Raw genomic sequence first — 18,549 nt, 5'->3', positions numbered from 1 at the left:
TCCAGGTTTCGAGGACTCAAGGACTCAAGCCCTCAGGCCAGCTGCAGATGCGGCTCCTGCTGTTCCTTGAGCGCTTCCTGCATGCGCTCGGCATACCAGTCGACGAAGTCGACGACACCGAACTCGAAGGTCGCCGAGTAGGGGCCGGGCTGATAGGCGCTGGAGTTGACGCCGCGCTGGTTCTCTTCCACCAGCTGACGGTCCTGATCATTGGTGGCGTCCCACACCTTGCGCAGCTTCGCCAGTTCGTAGTCGACACCTTCCACCGCGTCCTTGTGCACCAGCCACTTGGTGGTCACGCGGGTCTTGAGGGGGCCGATCGGGTCGACCTGGAAGACCACGGCGTGATCGCCCATGAAGTGGTTCCAGGAGTTGGGCAGGTTGAGGATGCGCAGCGAGCCCATGTCGGGGCTCTGCAGGCGACCCAGCAGCTTCTTGCACGCCGGCGTGCCGTCCGTGGTCATCGAGACGGTGCCTTCCAGCAGCGGCGTGCGCGTCATGCGATTGCGGCGACCGAAGCGCACCAGCTGATAGGGCACCTTCTCGGCATCCCAGTCGGCCTGCTTCTTGGCGACCAGCGCCTTGTAGGCTTCGGTGGCTCGCGGGTCGTCGGTGTCATCGAATTCCTGCAAAGTGTTGAGCAGCTCCGGGTGGGAGCCGTCGCAGTGATAGCACTCGCGATTGTTCTCGATCACCAGCTTCCAGTTGCCTTCCTCGATGATGGAGGAGCTGGCCGCGACCTTGACGTTCTCCATGTCGTAGGGCTTGAGGTAGAACTCCAGCGTCTTGAAGAACGGCTCACAGTTCTCGGGCTGCTCGGCGAGGTTGATGAACAGCATGCCGCCGGCTGAACGTACGTGGACGGGGTGCAGGCCGTAGTCACTGGTATCGAAGGTGGTGCCCATGTCGGAACCGGCGAACAGCAGACGGCCATCCAGTTCATAGGTCCACTTGTGATAGCCGCACACCAGCTTGGCGACCTTGCCGCGCTCGGTGCTGCACAGGCGAGACCCGCGATGGCGACAGACGTTATGGAAGGCATGGATGGCCCCGTTGTCACCGCGCACGATGATGATCGGGCTGTTGCCCACGTCCATGGTCATGAAGTTGCCCTTGAGCGGGATCTCGCTGCCGAGACCGGCAAACAGCCACTCGCGCTCGAAGATCTCCTTCATGTCGAGATCGAACAGGCGCTGATCATTGTAGAAGGGCTGGGGCAGGGTATAGCCGGGACTGCGGGCCTGTAGAAGCCGCGCGGCGGCCTCGCGTACCGCCTGACGCTGCTGGTCCTGAGCGTGTTCCAATAGATCGCTCATCGCGATGTCCTCGCACGGTCGGTAGGCGCCGGGAGCAGGGTCGCCTTGGGTTGAGTGAATGTGCTGATCATTGTTGTTGTGAAGCCGGGACAGAGGAAACGAGTGAACAGACCATTACCGGGCAGCACCGCGGCAGACATCAGCGCATCTATGAGTCAGCGCACCTATGAGTCAGCGCACCTATGAGTCAGCGCACCTATGAGTGAGTGCCGATACATCGCGCGGTGCGTCGTCCTGTCCTGGTCGGTTCGGGTGTCGAGGGCGGCGCAGGCAGAGGGGCCGCTCGCTCAACAGGATAGTCAGCGTGGAAGTTCAGGCAGCCCGCATGATATCCGAGTGGCTTTGCCACGCATGGATCGCAGTGTGGCTGAGGTCAAGTCGCGACTTGTGTCTGATGGCGACGCTCAATGATGTATTTCCGACGCCGGTCGTTTGCGCAGGGCCTTCGAGGCACAGGCAGGTGCAGCGGTGAGGCGGGGGCAGGGCGCTGCGGGGTCGTGATTGGAGGGATCGGGCATGTTTCTGTCGTGCACGGATAAATGCTTGCCGAACGCTGACTCGACAATCCAGAGCATGCCCCACCGTTGGTCGCGCACGCAGCGCAGGGTGGCCTGACACTGTCTCTTCAAGAACTGACACTGCCCCTTCAAGAACATGTCTCCAAGAACAACATGCCCAGCGAGGCCTTCATGAGCACCACACTCAGCAACTTCAATCCGGTTACGACGCAGACCTGGACCAACGGTCGACATAGCGTGCGCTGCGTGAAGGTCATTCAGGAAACCTGGGATGTGCGCACCTTCTGTTTCATGGCCGAACAGCCGGTGATGTTCTTCTTCAAGCCGGGGCAGTTCGTGACCCTGGAGCTGGAGATCGATGCGCAGCAGATCATGCGCTCCTACACCATCTCCAGCTCGCCGTCGGTGCCCTACAGCTTCTCGATCACCGTCAAGCGCGTGCCGGGCGGACTGGTCTCCAACTGGCTGCATGACAATCTGAACGAAGGTGACGAGCTGGCCGTGCACGGCCCGGTGGGCAACTTCAACTGCATCGACTATCCGGCGGAACGCATCCTGATGCTGTCAGGCGGGGTTGGCATCACGCCGCTGATGTCGATGGCCCGCTGGTACTTCGACACCAATGCCAACGTGGACATCGCCTTCTTGCACAGCGCCCGCAGCCCGCGCGACATCATCTTCTGGCGTCAGCTCGAGTTCATGGATTCGCGGGTGCCGGAATTCAACATGCACATCATCTGCGAGCGCTTCGAGACCGGTCAGACCTGGTCGGGCTATCGCGGCTATCTCACCGACGCGATGCTCGAGATGATCGCGCCGGACTTCATGGAGCGCGAGATCTTCTGCTGCGGCCCGACTCCCTACATGAATGCGATCAAGCATCTGCTTCGCAGCCATGGCTTCGACATGAGTCGCTACCACGAGGAGTCCTTCGGGGCCACGCCGGTGGAGGTCGAGGAGGAGGCCATCGAGCAGGCCGAGCAGGCGGAAGTGCTGGCCGATGAGCTGGACCGCGCCGATCTCACGCGCGTCGAGTTCGCCACGACCGGCAAGTCGGTGCAGATCGCCCCGGGCGAGACCGTCCACGCCGCCGCCGCCAAGCTCGGCCTGCATATTCCGAAGGCCTGCGGCATGGGCATCTGCGGCACCTGCCGCGTGCAGAAGGTCTCCGGGGAGGTCGCGATGGAGCACAACGGCGGCATCACCGATGAAGACGTCGCGGATGGCTTCATCCTGTCCTGCTGCAGCGTGCCCAACGGGGATGTGGTGATCGATTACTGATCTCGCCCTCTCTCGCCGGCAAGATGACATTGGCGACAGATTTGAGGAGTGGTGAATGAATCTCGTGCAAGTGATTGGCAGAAAGTCGTAGACGATGTCGCATTCAGGGAGGTAGATGCCGCTGTCAGCCATCTGGAGCGGCGTCAGTCGATTAGCGTGGGGGTACAACAAGTACAACTGGCTAATGGAGCAATACCTCATGACTCGTGATGTTGATGCACCGCAACGCCCCTCTCTGCCCATGGCCAGCCTGCCGATTCTGGCAACCCTGGCCGTGCTGGCCCTGCAACTCTTCGTCTTTGGCGAATTCACTCCTCACGTGCCGCTGATCTGTGGTGTCGCCATGACGGCGCTGGTCGGTTGGAAGCTGGGGCACGGCTGGTCGGCGATGGAAGAGGGCATGATGCGCATCGTGCGTGTCGGCCTGCCCTCCATCGCCATCCTCATTCTTGTCGGCATGACGGTCGGGGTGTGGATCGCCTCGGGCAGCGTGCCGATGATCATCTATTACGGGCTCAAGCTGATCTCGCCGGAATACTTCCTCGCGACGGCGATGCTGCTGTGCTCGGTGGTCTCGGTCACGCTCGGCACCAGCTGGGGCACCGTGGGCACCGTGGGGCTGGCCTTGATGGGTATCGGCGCCGGTTTCGGCATTCCACCGTGGTGGACGGCCGGTGCCGTGGTCTCCGGGGCCTTCTTCGGCGACAAGGTCTCTCCCCTGTCGGACACCACCAACCTCGCTCCCGCCGTCACCGGGGTGAATCTTTTCGCCCACATCCGCAACATGATGCCCACCACCATCCCCTCGATGCTGATCGCCCTGGTGATCTACCTGGTCGCCGGCAACCTGCTCGCCGCCGGGCAGACACTGGATCTCGAGCGTATCACCGCGATTACCCAGGGCCTGGACGGGGCCTTCGAATTCAATCTGTGGGTGCTGGTGCCGCCGCTGCTGGTGATGACACTGGCCATCGCCCGCATGCCGGCGTTGCCGGCGCTGTTCGTCGGGGTGCTGGCCGGGGCGGTAGTGGCCTATGGTGTCCAGGGCGAGGCCATCAAGGCGCTGTTCGGTTACATGCAGAGCGGCTACACCCTGAATACCGGCGTCAGCGAGATCGACAGCCTGCTCAATCGCGGCGGCCTCATGTCGATGGCCTGGGTCATCCTGCTGGTGATGATCGCACTGGCCTTCGGCGGGATGCTGGAGGTGATCGGCTGTCTCGAAGCGCTGTGCGCCGCCGTGCTGGTCAAGGTGCGCGGCATCTTCGGTCTGCAGGTCGCGGCCAGTTCCACTGCCGCGCTGACCAACGTCATCGCGGGCGACCCCTACCTCTCGATCGCCTTGCCGGGGCGCATGTACGCACCGATCTTCCGTGGCGAAGGCTACTCGACCCTCAACCTGTCCCGCTCACTGGAAGAGGGTGGCACGCTGGTCTCGCCGCTGGTGCCCTGGAATGCCAGTGGCGCCGTGGTCATCAGTTCGCTGGGGCTGATCACCAGTGGTGGCAGTCTCGAGGGGCTGCTCTACATTCCGCTGGCCTTCGCCTGCTGGTTATCGCCGCTGATCGGGCTGCTTTACACCCTGGCGGGACGCTTCATCGTTCGTGCCGACGATGCCGAGCGCGCCGAATGGGTGGACAAGGGCCATGCCGTGGTCTCCCTGGCGCAACTGCGGGACACGACACGGCAGACCGCACAGGCGGGACGACCGCTGCAGGCGCACGGTTGAGCGCCTCAAGCATGAGGGTTCTACGACTTCATGCTCAGGTTCATGAGCAAGTCGACTCGCGCAGGATGACGGCACAAACCATCTGGAGGAAGTGCCGGCCTCGAGACTACGCTTCAGGTGTTGCCGACAGGAAGCCTGCTGGCTGTCAGGAAGGTCGTTGCGGGGTGCCCGCAAGCGCGATCCCCGTATCGTGCACCAGAGACCGACACTTCCTCTGCCAGCTTCCAGCTGCAGATCGAGAGCGGAAGACATCCTGAACGATGCGTGATGGCCACTCCCGTCACGGGAAAATCGGAAGAAAGGGCAATGTCTCATCAAGGGAACGGTTCACTGCCCCCAGGCTGAGAGGCAGTGACGGACGACTAGAACAGCCGGCAGAACAGGAAAGTTTCGCACTGCGGGAGCACGACGCATGCCTGGGCATGTGGAGATGGGCTCCCGCGGTGCGGCTACTTTCTGCAGGAAGATACCCACGACCACGCATGCCTCGGCCTGCGTGGTTTTTTCATGCGCCGAGCAAGCGCCGGGGCATGCCCGGTAGGCATCACTGCCCCATCTCGGCCCCCAGCACGGCGAGCAGCGCCGGCAGGTAGAGGAAGGCCGCCAGGGTCGAGCAGAAGACCAGCGTGGCCACGTATTCCGGCTCGCGGCCTGCCTTCTGGGCAAACATGTAGTTGTAGACCGCCACCGGCATGGCCATCTGCATCACCAGCACGTGCAACGCCAGCGGCGGCAGCTCCAGCAGCGTGCCGATTCCCCAGGCGCAGGCGGCGGCGAAGGGGATGCGCAGGGCGCTGAAGCCCACGCCTGCCGCCAGATTCCTGACGCGGATACTGGCCAGCGAGACGCCAAGGGTGATCAGCATCAGCGGCACGGTGAAGCCGGAGATCAGCTCCAGGCTGTTGGCCACGAAGCGCGGCATGTGGATGTCACTGAGCAGCAGGGTGGTGGCGAGGATACTGGCCCAGATGGTCGGGGATCGCACGACGCTGCGCAGCGGGTTGCCGCTGGTGCTGGCAAGCCAGGCACCGAGCGTGAACTGCAGAAGCGACATGGTGACCATGATGGTGATGGCGTAGGCGAAGCCGGCCTGGCCGAAGGCATACAGGGACACGGGCAGGCCCATGTTGCCGACGTTGGAGAACAGCAGCGGGGCTACCGCGACCTTCCACGGCTTGCCGATCAGGCGAGAGAACGGCCAGCTCAGGGCCAGCAGCAGCGCCATTACCGTGAGGGTCGCCAGGCCCGTGCGCAGGAAGCTGGAATTGTCGATCTCGGCACTGCCCAACGCGTTGAGAATCAGTGCCGGTGTGCCGATGTAGAGCACCAGCCGGGTGACGAAGGCCATGGGGTATTCATTGCCCAGGCGCACCCAGAAGAAGCCGATGGCGGCGCCACACAGCACCGGAGCCATCACCGCCAGCAGTTCCATCAACATGCCACCTTCCTCCTTGTCTTCCCGTTTCGCCCTGAGTCTTCCCGTTTCGCCCTGAGCGCGACAGCCCTTGCTGTCTGCGTATCTTCGCATATGCCTGTCGCTAGCATACCTGCCTTGTGGCGCCAGCCCGAGTCGCATCTGCGCAGGCATGTCGCATTCGCACTGCACGGTGACGCTGACAAGCAGCCTGCCCGTCAGGGGCGGGGCTAGTATCGGAGCACATCTTCAAGGTTTGACCTGCCGGGTCCCCATGACCCCTCTGCATTTCCAACGACAACATCCGATAACCGGAGGCGCGCAATGTCTCAGCAACATGGCTACACCCGTGATGACCGACTGGCCAGACTCGATCCCGCTCTGGCCGAGGCCATTCTCGAAGAGACAGCGCGTCAGGAAGCGCATATCGAGCTGATCGCCTCCGAGAACTATGCAAGCCCGCTGGTGATGGAAGCCCAGGGCAGCCAGCTGACCAACAAGTACGCCGAAGGGTATCCGGGCAAGCGCTACTACGGTGGCTGCGAATTCGTCGACAAGGTCGAGACACTGGCCATCGAACGTGCCTGTGCGCTGTTCGGCTGTGACTACGCCAACGTGCAGCCGCACTCCGGTGCCCAGGCCAATGCCGCCGTGTTCATGGCGCTGGTCTCGCCGGGCGACACCATTCTCGGCATGAGCCTGGCGCATGGCGGTCACCTGACCCACGGCGCCGCCCCCAACTTCTCCGGCAAGCACTACAACGCCATCCAGTACGGCCTGACCGAAAGCGGCGAGCTGGACTACGAGGAGATGGAGCGTCTGGCGCGCGAGCACAAGCCGAAGATGATCATCGCCGGCTTCTCCGCCTACTCCCGCGTGGTCAACTGGCGTCGTTTCCGCGACATCGCCGACGAGATCGGTGCCTGGCTGATGGTCGACATGGCCCACGTGGCCGGTCTGGTCGCGGCGGGTCACTACCCGAGCCCGATCCCCCACGCCCATGTCGTCACCACCACCACGCACAAGACCCTGCGCGGCCCGCGTGGCGGCCTGATTCTCTCCGCCACCGGCGACGAGGCACTGTACAAGAAGCTCAATGGTGCCGTCTTCCCGGGCCAGCAGGGTGGCCCGCTGATGCATGTCATCGCTGCCAAGGCCGCGGCCTTCAAGGAGGCGATGAGCCAGGATTTCGTCAGCTATCAGGCGCGCGTGATCGCCAATGCTCGCGTGATGGCTCACGTCTTCATGGAACGCGGCTATGACGTCGTCTCCGGCGGCACCGATGACCACCTGTTCCTCGTCTCGCTGATCCGTCAGGGCGTGACCGGCAAGGACGCGGATGCCTCTCTGGGTCGCGCCCACATCACCGTCAACAAGAACAGCGTGCCGAATGATCCGCAGAGTCCCTTCGTGACCTCCGGCCTGCGCATCGGCACACCGGCCGCCACCACGCGCGGCTTCGGCGAAGCGGAATGCGAGGCGCTGGCCGGCTGGATCTGCGACCTGCTCGACGCGCTGTCCAGCGGCGAGAGCGACAAGGTCGAGGCTGAAGTGCGCGGCAAGGTCGAGGAAGTCTGTGCACGCTTCCCGGTCTACGCCTCCGCCAGCATCACTGATACCGCCGAGATTGCCTGAACAGGGCGCTGGCGAGAGACAACGATAACCACGACACATGCCGCAAGCGCAGAGACATCACTCGGGTGACAACAACAGACATCACTCGGGCGAGAGCACCGGACAGCGCTTGCGGTGGCAAAGATGTGAGGAGGGTGGCAAATGCAGCGTTACTCGGGATTCGGGCTGGTCAAGCATGCGCTCAGCCACCATGAGAACTGGCAGAAGGTCTGGCGTAGCCCAGAACCCAAGAAGGAATACGACGTCATCATCGTCGGTGGCGGCGGGCATGGACTGGCCACGGCCTACTACCTGGCCAAGGAACACGGCATCACCAATGTCGCGGTGATCGAGAAGGGCTGGCTGGGCGGCGGCAACACCGCGCGCAACACCACCCTGGTGCGCTCCAACTATCTGTGGGACGAGGCGGCGGCGCTCTACGAGCACTCCATGAAGCTGTGGGAAGGCCTGTCCCAGGACCTGAACTACAACGTGATGTTCTCCCAGCGTGGCGTGCTCAACCTGGGTCACACCCTGCAGGACATGCGTGACATCCAGCGCCGCGTGAACGCCAACCGTCTGCAGGGCATCGACGGCGAGGTGCTGGACACCCGGCAGGTGCAGGAACTGGTACCGGCGATGGACTGCTCCAGCCGGGCACGCTATCCGATTCTCGGCGCCTCCTGGCAGCCGCGCGGTGGCGTGGCGCGTCACGACGCCGTGGCCTGGGGCTTCGCGCGCGGTGCCGACAGCCTTGGCGTCGACCTGATCCAGCAGACCGAGGTCACCGGGTTCCGCAAGCAGGATGGTGCCATCGTCGGGGTGGAAACCTCGCGCGGCTTCATCGGTGCCAAGCGTGTCGGCGTGGTCACCGCCGGCAACTCCGGGGTGATGGCCGAGAAGGCCGGCTTCCGTCTGCCGCTGGAATCCCACCCGCTGCAGGCGCTGGTGTCCGAACCGCTCAAGCCGATTCTCGACACCGTGGTGATGTCCAACCACGTCCACGGCTATGTCAGCCAGTCCGACAAGGGTGACCTGGTCATCGGGGCCGGCATCGACGGCTACGTGGGCTACGGCCAGCGTGGCAGCTACCCGACCATCGAGCACACCCTGCAGGCCATCGTCGAGATGTTCCCGATCTTCTCGCGGGTGCGCATGAACCGTCAGTGGGGCGGCATCGTCGACACCTGTCCGGACGCCTGCCCGATCATTTCCAAGACGCCCGTGAAGGGGCTCTATTTCAACTGCGGTTGGGGCACCGGTGGCTTCAAGGCCACGCCGGGTTCCGGCAACGTCTTTGCCTGGACACTGGCCAAGGGGCGCACCCATCCGCTGGCAGAACCCTTCTCCTATGACCGTTTCAACACGGGCAAGCTGATCGACGAACATGGCGCCGCCGGCGTCGCGCACTGAACCTGCCGTCAGGAGACGACCGACCATGATGCATATCTTCTGTCCCTACTGCGGCGAGCTGCGCGAGGAAGAGGAATTCCACGTCAAGGGCCAGGCGCATATCGAGCGCCCGAAGGACCCCGAAGCCTGCTCCGATGCCGAGTGGGGGGATTATCTGTTCTTCCGCAACAACCCGCGTGGCGTTCATCACGAGCTGTGGATCCACGCCGTGGGCTGTCGCAAGTATTTCAACATCACCCGCCACACCGTGACCTACGAGATTCTCGAGACCTATCGCATGGGCGAGCAGCCCACCATCACCGGTGAGACGAAAGCCGATCCGACCACGCAAGCCAAGGGGGTGAGCGCATGAGCCAGCAAGACCACCAGACCGCCGCTGCCCCGCGACGTCTCGCCTCGGGTGGACGCATCGATCGCGCCACGCCGCTGACCTTCACCTTCAATGGCAAGCGTTATCAGGGCCTGGCAGGCGATACCCTCGCCTCGGCGCTGATGGCCAACGGCCTCGATGTGCTCAACGCCAGCTTCAAGTATGCGCGTCCGCGGGGCCTGGTCGCCGCCGGTGCCGAAGAGCCCAACGCCATCCTGCAGCTGGGCAGCACCGAAGCGGGCCAGGTGCCCAACGTGCGTGCCACCCAGCAGGCGCTTTACGACGGCCTGGAAGCCCACGCCGTCAGCGGCTGGGTCAAGGCCCAGAAGGACCTGATGAGCCGTTTCCTGCCGCAGGTCGGCAAGCTGGGCGGCAAGTTCATGCCGCCGGGCTTCTACTACAAGACCTTCATGGCGCCGGCCTCGCTGTGGATGACGTATGAAAAGTACATCCGCAAGGCCGCCGGTCTCGGGCGTTCTCCGCTCGAGGACGACCCGGACATCTATGATCACCTGCATCAGCACACCGATGTGCTGGTGATCGGCTCCGGCCCGGCGGGCCTGATGGCGGCGCTGGTCGCGGCCCGCAGTGGCGCGCGTGTCATCCTGTGTGACGAGCAGGAAGAGCTGGGTGGCTCACTGCTCTCCATGTCGGCGGACTGTCTCGATCAGACCCTGGACGGCAAGCCGGCCATCGAATGGCGTGACGCGGTGCTTGCGGAACTCGACGCCTGTGAGGATGTGCAGCTGCTGCCGCGCACCACCGCCAACGGCTATCACGATCACAACTTCGTGACCCTGCACGAGCGCCGCACCGAGCATCAGGCCGATCTCGCGCCGCGCAATGCCCGTGGCGCCCAGCAGGCACGCTCCCGTCTGCATCGCGTGCGCGCCCACCGCGCTATCATGGCCACCGGTGCCCACGAGCGGCCGCTGGTCTACAGCCACAACGATGTGCCGGGCAACCTGCTGGCCGGTGCCGTCACCACCTATCTGACCCGTTACGGCGTCGCCGCCGGCAACAAGCTGGTGCTGTCGGTCAACAACGACCACGCCTATCGCGCGGCGCTGGCATGGAAGGCGGCCGGTCGTGAGGTGGTCGCGATCGCCGATGCGCGTCCGGCGCCCTCCGGCGTGATGGTCGAGGCGGCGCGTGCCGCGGGCATCCGCATCATCGCCGGCGCCGCCGTGATCGAGGCCAAGGGCGAGCGCCGCGTGACAGGCGCGCGCATCGCGGCCATCGATATCGATGCCTTCAGCGTGACGGGGGCGGTGGAAGAGCTCGCCTGCGACACCATCGCCAGTTCCGGCGGCTACAGCCCGGTGGTTCACCTGGCGGCGCACACCGGCGCGCGTCCGGTATGGAGTGATGAGATCCACGGCTTCCTGCCGGCGCTGGGCGCACCGATGCTCAAGGGCTTCGATGCCTGCGGCGCCGCCAATGGCAGCTTCGCGCTGGAAGATGCGCTGGTCGCGGCCTATGCCAGCGGTGTCGCCGCGGTGGAAGCCTGCGAGTTCGAGATCGCCCAGGCCGAGGTGCCAGCGGTGTCCGAGCTTGCGGAATCCCCGATGCTGCCGCTCTATCAGGTGCCGCATGACAAGCCCACCGCACGCGCACCCAAGCAGTTTGTCGATCTGCAGAACGACGTCACTGCCGCCGGGATCGAGCTAGCCACCCGCGAAGGCTTCGAGTCCATCGAGCACGTCAAGCGCTACACCGCGATGGGCTTCGGCACCGACCAGGGCAAGCTGGGCAACATCAACGGCATGGCGGTCGCCGCGCGCTGTCTGGGGCAGACCATCCCCGACACCGGCACCACCGTATTCCGCCCCAACTACACACCGGTGACCTTCGGCGCCATCGTCGGCCGTCACTGCGGCGAGCTGTTCGACCCGATCCGCTACACCGCGATGCACGAATGGCACGTGGCGCAAGGCGCCAAGTTCGAGGATGTCGGCCAGTGGAAGCGCCCCTGGTACTACCCGCAGGGCAGTGAGGACATGCATGCCGCCGTCGAGCGCGAGTGTCTGGCGGTGCGCGAGAAGGTCGGCGTGCTGGATGCCTCGACCCTGGGCAAGATCGACATCACCGGTCGCGATGCGCGCGAATTCCTCAACCGCATCTACACCAACGCCTGGGCCAAGCTGGGCGTCGGCAAGGCGCGCTACGGCCTGATGTGTCACGACGACGGCATGGTGATGGACGACGGTGTCACCACCTGTCTGGCCGAAGACCACTTCCTGATGACCACCACCACCGGTGGCGCGGCCTCGATCCTTGAGTGGCTGGAACTGTGGCACCAGACCGAATGGCCGGAGCTGGACGTGCAGATGACCAGCGTCACCGATCACTGGGCGACCCTGACCGTCACCGGCCCCGAGGCGCGTGCGCTGGTCGGCGAGCTGACCGATATCGACCTCGACCGCGACAGCTTCAAGTTCATGGAAGTCCGTGAAGGGCTGATCGCCGACATTCCCGGGCGCATCTTCCGCATCTCCTTCACCGGCGAGCTGTCCTACGAGCTCAACGTGCCGGCCAACTACGGGCTGCATGTCTGGAAGCGTCTGTTCGAGTGCGGCAAGCAGTACGGCCTCACGCCCTACGGCACCGAGACCATGCACGTGCTGCGCGCCGAGAAGGGCTTCATCATCGTCGGTCAGGACACCGATGGCTCGATCACCCCGGAAGACCTCGGCATGCAGTGGTGTGTCGGCTACAACAAGCCGTATTCCTGGATCGGCAAGCGTGCGCTGTCGCGTCCGGATACCCGTCGCGACGACCGCAAGCAGATGGTCGGCCTGATTCCGACGCGCAAGAAGGCCGGCGATGAGCGCATCGTGCTGCCGGAAGGCTCGCAGATCGTCTTCGACCCGGAGCACGCCATCCCGATGCCGATGGTCGGCCACGTGACCTCCAGCTACTACAGCCCGACGCTGGGACATGGCTTCGCGCTGGCGGTGGTCAAGGGCGGTGCCAAGCGTATCGGCGAGACGGTGTTCCTGCCGCAGGCCGATGGCACGACGCTGGAAGCCGAAATCACCTCACCGGTGTTCTACGACAAGAAAGGGGAGCGCCAGCATGTCTGATGCCACCACACTCGACCCGCAAGCGGGTGCCGCCGTCGAGGCGCAGCCGCAGGACATGACAAGTTCTCAGACGTCAGTGATCGACCAGCGCCCGACGCCTGAAGTTCACGCTCAGAGCGCCCGTTCGCCGCTGGCGCATCTGTTCACGGCCCGCGATGACGGTGATGCCGGCGTCGTGCTGCAGGAGAAGGCGTTTCTCGGTCATCTGACGCTGCGCGGTGACCCCGCGCAGCCGGGCTTCGCCGAGGGTGTCGAGGCGGCGTTGGGTCTGGCGCTGCCGCTGACACCGGCAACTCTCCACCAGAATGAGGGCGGTCGCTCGATCCAGTGGCTGTCACCGGATGAGTGGCTGATCCTGGTGCCCGGCGAGGAAGCCTTCGCTGTCGAGAAGGCGCTGCATGAGCGGCTTTCGGGGCGCTATCAGGTGGTCAACGTCAGTGGTGGCCAGACCGTCATCTCGCTGAGTGGCGACCAGGCGCGTCAGGTGCTGATGAAGTCGACGCCTACCGATGTGCACCCGCGAGCCTTCCCGGTCGGGCGGGGCGTACCGGCGGTGTTCGCCAAGGCGACGCTGGTGCTGCGCCGCGTCAGCGAGAGCGAATTCGAGCTGGTGGTGCGCAGAAGCTTCGCCGATTACCTCGGCCGCTGGCTGCTGGATGCCAGCGAGGAATTCGGGGTCTGCATCAAGGCCTGAGATCTGCGTCTGGCGGGATCTGCGTCTGGAGGGAGGTCTGTCGCAGGCGCACGCCATGACCTGAATCGGCTGCCAGGGGCCTTGCCCGGGCCAGGAGGCGGGCTTCAGAAATACTGAAGCCCGCCTCAATAATATTGGTTTGTCGCGCAGGGCCCCGGATGCAACCCTGACGTTGCAGCTTCCAACAATGAATAATCCTTACATGACAGGCACCTATGTATGCGTGATACCTGGATTCTGACCGCCCAATGTCCCAGCCGTATCGGCACGGTGGACGTCGTGACACGCTACCTGCGTGAGCAGGGCTGCTATATCACCGAGCTCAATTCCTTCGATGACCGCCTGTCGGGGCGCTTCTTCATCCGGGCCGAATTCCGGCCCCAGACCGAGGTCGGCGAACTCAGCGACAGCTTTGACGCCGCCGGTTTCGAGCAGGGCCTGGGCACGCGTGCCGCCGACTTCGAGATGGATGTCAGCCTGAGTGCGCCGGAGGAGCGCATGAAGGTGGTCATCATGGTCTCGCGCTCGGACCACTGCCTGAACGACCTGCTCTATCGGCATCGCATCGGCCAGCTGCCGATGGACATCACCGCCGTCATCTCCAACCACCCGGACATGGCGCCGCTGGCCGAGTGGCATGGCCTGCCCTATCACCACCTGCCGATCACCGCCGAGACCAAGGCCGAGCAGGAAGCGCAGGTGTGGCAGATCGTGCAGGACACCGGTGCCGAGCTGGTGATTCTGGCGCGCTACATGCAGGTGCTGTCAAGCGACATGTGCGAGAAGCTCTCGGGGCGGGCGATCAACATCCACCACTCGCTGCTGCCGGGCTTCAAGGGCGCGCGCCCCTATCACCAGGCCTACGAGAAGGGCGTCAAGCTGGTCGGTGCCACCGCGCACTACATCAACGATGATCTCGATGAAGGGCCGATCATCACCCAGGGCGTCGAGACGGTGGATCACGCCCACTATCCGGAAGACCTGATCGCCAAGGGCCGGGATATCGAGTGCCTGACCCTGTCGCGTGGCGTGCGTTATCACCTCGAGCGCCGCGTCTTCCTGCATGACAGGCGCACGGTGGTGTTCGGCAACTGAGTGCAGATTGCGAAAACAGAAACGCTGAAACACGAAGCCCGCGATCAGGAGGTCGCGGGCGTCGTGTCTTCTGGCTTCGTATTTTCTGGCGTCGTGTCTTCTGGCGGTGAGGCCTCTCAACGAGAGCGACTCAGCCCGACTTGCGCAGGCTCCACAGGAAGTAGCTGCCGCCGATCAGCGAGGCCATCAGGCCGGCGGGGATCTCGTAGGGAGAGAGCAGCTGGCGCCCCAGCCAGTCCGCCAGCACCATCAACAGCGCCCCGCACAGCACCGCGCCGAGCATGTGCTCTCGCGCGCGGCTCAGCCCCAGCAGACGCGCCAGATGCGGGGCCAGCAGGCCGACGAAGGATAGCGGGCCGACGATCAGGGTCGCCAGCGCGGTGAGCACCGCCACCGCACCCAGCAGCACCAGACGGGCGCGGGTCACGCCGATGCCCAGCGCACTGGCGCTCGCCATGCCCAGCGGCAGGATGTCCAGCCAGCGCGCCAGCGGGCGCACCAGCAGCACCGCGACGATCGCCAGCGCGAGCACGCCGACCGCCGCGGAGAGGCCCACGTAGTAGGTGGAGCCGGACAGCCAGGCCAGGATCTGCTGACCGCGCGGGTCCCCATCGGCGAGGATGATGCCGCGCACCGCATCGTAGAGCGCCGTGATCGCCACCCCGCACAGCAGCACGCGTTCGGGAATGAAGCCACTGCGATGATTGAGCGCCACCAGCAGCGCCAGACAGGCCAGTGCCCCGCAGACGCCCGCGCCCAGCAGGGTCAGCTGGCCCGGTTCCGGCACCAGCAGCAGCGTCAGCATCAACGCGATGGCGGTGCCGCCGCTGATGCCGAGAATCTCGGGGCTGGCCATCGGGTTGCTGGTCAGGCGCTGCAACAGGGTCCCGGCGAGGGCCAGCAGCACGCCGGCGCCTGCCGCCGCCAGCACGCGTGGCAGACGGAAGTCCAGCACGCTGGTCTGGCCCGCCAGCAACTGTTGGAGCATGTCACCGCCAAGCGTCCAGCCATCGGCGCCATTGCCGACGAGAAGCGCCAGCAGCAGGGCGATGATGACGCCTGCCAGCAGCCAGCCCAGCAGGCGATCGGGGCGGGGATGACGATGTGTCAGTGACATGCCGTGATGACTGGCGGGGCCTGCTCCCTGCGCCATCTTCAGGCGCGGAATCAGCCACAGCAGCAGCGGCGCGCCGAGGGCCGCCGTCATCGCGCCGGTGGGAATCAGGTTGGGCAGCAGGCCATCGAGACTGGCGACCACCAGGTCCGTCACCGCCAGCAGCAGTGCCCCGAACAGCGGTGCCCACAGCAGGCGCTGACCCAGGCGGCGTGCGCCCATCAGACGCACGCAGGCCGGCGCGGCCAGGCCGATGAAGCCGATGATGCCCAGCACGCTGACCACGCGGGCGCTCAGGAATACCGCCAGCCCCAGGCTCATCAGACGCAGCTTGCGCAGCGAGACGCCCAGGCTTCTGGCATTGGCCTCGTCGAGATCCAGTACCGCCAGCGGGCGCATCAGCACCAGTGCCAGCAGCATGCCCGGCAGCAGACGGGTGATCAGCGTGGTCACGCCGTCCCAGCCGTTCTGCGCCAGCGAGCCTGCGCCCCATACCAGGGTGCCGTGCAGGGCTTCCTGATGGAACAGCAACAGCACCATGCCCAGCGCGCCGATGTAGAGGTTGACCACCAGACCCGCCAGCACCACCACGGTCGGTGACATGCCGCGCGCCCAGGCCAGCGCGAATACCAGCCCCATGGCGGCCAGGCCACCGGCCAGCGCGACCCATTCACGGCCGAGCTGGAAGCCGTCACCTCCAAGACCCGTGCCGGCCATCAGCGCCGGGGCGAACAGCGTCGCCAGCATCATCGCCAGACTCGCGCCACTGGCAACGCCAAGGGTAGTGGGCGCGGCCAGCGGGTTGCGCAGCACCTGCTGCATCAGCACCCCCGCCATGCCCAGCGCAGCCCCGGCCAGCAGCGCGCAGAGCAATCGCGGCCACCAGCTGACATGGGCCACCAGCTGGGCGGAGAGCAGGGCACTATCCGTCTGGCTGAGACTGGCCGCATTCGTGACATCGGGGGATGCCCACAGTGCGGTCAGGCCCTGCATCAGACTCAGGCCGTCTCGGTTGAGGGCGAGGCTGCCCAGCACCAGCAGGGCCAGCGTGAGCAGACTGCAGGCTCTGCCGGGAGTGAGCCGAAGGGGACTGGGGGCGGAAGAGGAACGCTCTCTCATGACCTGCTCAGGGGTGGCCATCGGTGATCTCTCCCTCAGGTGCCGGCTCGCCGTCGAGTGCCGTGTCCGTGTGGTCGTTGAACAGGTGCTCGTCAAGCAGATCCTCGTCAAGCAGATGATCGGCGAGCAGGTCGGCGAAGCGATTGGCCGAGGGCAGGGCGCCGAAGCTCCATACCGGCGGCAGGAACAGCGGCGCCGAGGCAGCGCTGTTCTCACGCACGCCGGGCATGGCCTGCCACAGACCATTGCGCGCCAGGGCCTCGCGTCCGCCGGGTGGCAGGGGTTCCACCACCACCATGCGGCCCTTGAGGGTCACCAGCTTCTCGAGACTGACGGTGGCGAAGCCCCAGGCATTGGTATCGCCTTGCCAGGCATTGTCGATGCCCATGCGCTCGATCACCACCTGGAACAGGCTGTTGTCACCGAAGATGCGCACATGGCGGTCATCCATGAACTGCACCATCAGCAGGGGGCGCAGCGCCTGACCCTCGCGAGCGCTCTGCTGGCGCAAGGCGGCAGCGTAGCCCGCCAGTCGGGCCGTGCTCTGGCGAATCAGTTGCTCGGCCTGTGGCTCGCGCTGTGTCAGCTTGCCCAGCTGGCGGGTCGCCGCGACCAGCGTCTGCCAGGTGTCGGCATCCGGGGTATAGATGGCGACACTGGTGACCGGCGCGATGGCCGACAGGCGTGGCGTGAGGCTGGCGAGCATCGGGCTGATCAGGATGTCATCGGGGGCGAGGGCGGCCAGCTGCTCCAGATTCGGTTGGGTGCGCAGGCCGAGATCCCGCGTGCCTTGAGGCAGCGCCGGTTGAGCCACCCAGCTGGCGTAGGTCTCCACCTGGCCCACGCCCATGGCGCGCACCCCGAGTCCGGTCAGGGTCTCGGCCAGGGTCCAGTCCAGCGCCACGACGGGGCGATCGACGAAGCCCGCTGGTGCCTCATGGGCGTCACCCGTCGTGGCGGCGCTGGCGGACCCCGCGGCCAGCAGGCTCAGGCCGATCAGTGCCATCAGCCACTTCATACCGGCACCGCGATCTGCTGCTGGCCATGCGCCGGGGTGATCACCTGCATCTCGACGCCATAGATATCCTTGAGCGTGGCGGGATTCATCATCTCGTCGGGCGCGCCTTCGGCCAGCACCTTGCCACTGTGGAGCGCTACCAGACGGTCGCAATATCGCGCCGCCAGATTGATGTCGTGCAGCACGATGATGATGCCCAGTCCCAGGGTGTGGCTGAGATGCGAGACCAGCTCCATCACCTCGATCTGGTGGGCGATATCCAGCGCCGCCAGCGGTTCATCCAGCAGCAGATAGCGGCTGCCCTGGGCCAGCAGCATCGCCAGCCACACGCGCTGACGCTCGCCGCCGGAGAGCGTATCGACCTGCTGGTCGGCGAAGGCCTCGGTGTGGGTCAGTGCGATGGCGCGCTCGATGGCGGCCTCATCCTCGGCGCCGGGACGCCCCAGCAGGCCGTGCCACGGATAGCGCCCGAAGGCGACCAGCTCTCGTCCGGTCAGCGCTTCGGCGGTCGGCAGGTGCTGGGGGAGATAGGCCACGGCGCGTGCGAATTCACGGTTGCCGAATTCCGAGAGCGCACGCGCATCCAGCGACAGTCGGCCGCTGGTGGGCTGCATCTGTCGTGCCAGCAACTTGAGCAGCGTCGACTTGCCGGACCCGTTGTGACCGATCAGGCCATGCACCTTGCCCGGCGCGAAATCCAGCGCGGAGGCTTGCAGCAGACAGCGCTGACCGAGGGTGAAGCGCAGTTGGTCGAGAGTGAACATTGAG

Annotated in this window: 13 protein-coding genes; 8 read left to right on the top strand and 5 right to left on the bottom strand. The window is 65.2% G+C overall.

Annotated features, from left to right (window positions below; genetic code table 11):
* Window positions 1–32: 32 nt before the first annotated feature.
* Complete coding sequence (locus tag BFX80_RS15275; protein WP_084209345.1) at window positions 33–1,316, bottom strand: aromatic ring-hydroxylating oxygenase subunit alpha; 1,284 nt, start codon at window positions 1,314–1,316, stop codon at window positions 33–35.
* A 689-nt stretch (window positions 1,317–2,005) separates the two neighbouring features.
* Here BFX80_RS15275 and BFX80_RS15270 point away from each other — a divergent pair.
* Together BFX80_RS15270 and nhaC are read left to right on the top strand one after the other, a co-directional pair.
* Entirely contained in the window at window positions 2,006–3,115 is a 1,110-nt protein-coding gene (locus BFX80_RS15270) for a hybrid-cluster NAD(P)-dependent oxidoreductase (RefSeq protein ID WP_077379384.1), read from the top strand.
* A gap of 199 nt (window positions 3,116–3,314) precedes the next feature.
* Window positions 3,315–4,844 (top strand): Na+/H+ antiporter NhaC, encoded by a 1,530-nt coding sequence (gene nhaC, locus BFX80_RS15265; RefSeq protein ID WP_240499602.1) that lies wholly within the window; start codon window positions 3,315–3,317, stop codon window positions 4,842–4,844.
* 544 nt (window positions 4,845–5,388) lie between these two features.
* Here nhaC and BFX80_RS15260 read toward each other — a convergent pair.
* Window positions 5,389–6,282 (bottom strand): AEC family transporter, encoded by an 894-nt coding sequence (locus tag BFX80_RS15260; RefSeq protein WP_084209344.1) that lies wholly within the window; start codon window positions 6,280–6,282, stop codon window positions 5,389–5,391.
* A 300-nt stretch (window positions 6,283–6,582) separates the two neighbouring features.
* On the opposite strand from BFX80_RS15260, the gene glyA reads away from it, so the two are divergent.
* From glyA to purU, 6 genes are all read left to right on the top strand, one after another.
* Window positions 6,583–7,893: a serine hydroxymethyltransferase gene (gene glyA, locus BFX80_RS15255; RefSeq protein WP_077379135.1), complete on the top strand. Its 1,311-nt coding sequence runs from the start codon at window positions 6,583–6,585 to the stop codon at window positions 7,891–7,893.
* Window positions 7,894–8,034: 141 nt separating this feature from the next.
* Window positions 8,035–9,285: a sarcosine oxidase subunit beta family protein gene (locus BFX80_RS15250; protein ID WP_084209343.1), complete on the top strand. Its 1,251-nt coding sequence runs from the start codon at window positions 8,035–8,037 to the stop codon at window positions 9,283–9,285.
* A 25-nt stretch (window positions 9,286–9,310) separates the two neighbouring features.
* On the top strand, window positions 9,311–9,637 hold the full coding sequence (locus BFX80_RS15245) for a sarcosine oxidase subunit delta (RefSeq protein WP_043333138.1): 327 nt from the start codon (window positions 9,311–9,313) through the stop codon (window positions 9,635–9,637).
* The gene (locus tag BFX80_RS15240) at window positions 9,634–12,741 is read left to right on the top strand and encodes a sarcosine oxidase subunit alpha family protein (RefSeq protein WP_084209342.1); all 3,108 of its coding nucleotides are present in this window, start codon (window positions 9,634–9,636) and stop codon (window positions 12,739–12,741) included. Before BFX80_RS15245 ends, BFX80_RS15240 begins: the two co-directional genes overlap by 4 nt.
* Complete coding sequence (locus BFX80_RS15235) at window positions 12,734–13,435, top strand: sarcosine oxidase subunit gamma (protein WP_240499601.1); 702 nt, start codon at window positions 12,734–12,736, stop codon at window positions 13,433–13,435. Before BFX80_RS15240 ends, BFX80_RS15235 begins: the two co-directional genes overlap by 8 nt.
* A gap of 219 nt (window positions 13,436–13,654) precedes the next feature.
* Window positions 13,655–14,530 carry a formyltetrahydrofolate deformylase gene (gene purU, locus BFX80_RS15230; protein ID WP_084209341.1) on the top strand — a complete coding sequence of 292 codons (876 nt, stop codon included), beginning with the start codon at window positions 13,655–13,657 and terminating at the stop codon, window positions 14,528–14,530.
* 130 nt (window positions 14,531–14,660) lie between these two features.
* Here the strand turns inward: purU and fhuB are convergent, their stop codons facing one another.
* From fhuB to BFX80_RS15215, 3 genes are read right to left on the bottom strand one after another with little or no spacing between them, the layout of a single operon-like run.
* Window positions 14,661–16,784 (bottom strand): Fe(3+)-hydroxamate ABC transporter permease FhuB, encoded by a 2,124-nt coding sequence (fhuB, locus tag BFX80_RS15225; protein WP_240499600.1) that lies wholly within the window; start codon window positions 16,782–16,784, stop codon window positions 14,661–14,663.
* Entirely contained in the window at window positions 16,771–17,781 is a 1,011-nt protein-coding gene (locus BFX80_RS15220; RefSeq protein ID WP_084209340.1) for an ABC transporter substrate-binding protein, read from the bottom strand. Before BFX80_RS15220 ends, fhuB begins: the two co-directional genes overlap by 14 nt.
* Entirely contained in the window at window positions 17,778–18,545 is a 768-nt protein-coding gene (locus BFX80_RS15215) for an ABC transporter ATP-binding protein (protein ID WP_084209339.1), read from the bottom strand. The genes BFX80_RS15220 and BFX80_RS15215 overlap by 4 nt, the downstream gene beginning before the upstream one ends.
* Between the last annotated feature and the right edge of the window lie 4 nt (window positions 18,546–18,549).

The organism is Cobetia marina (assembly GCF_001720485.1).
Taxonomy (GTDB): Bacteria; Pseudomonadota; Gammaproteobacteria; order Pseudomonadales; family Halomonadaceae; genus Cobetia; species Cobetia marina.
The sequence above is the reverse complement of the archived record's forward strand: the minus strand, read 5'-3'. Positions and strand labels throughout refer to the sequence as shown.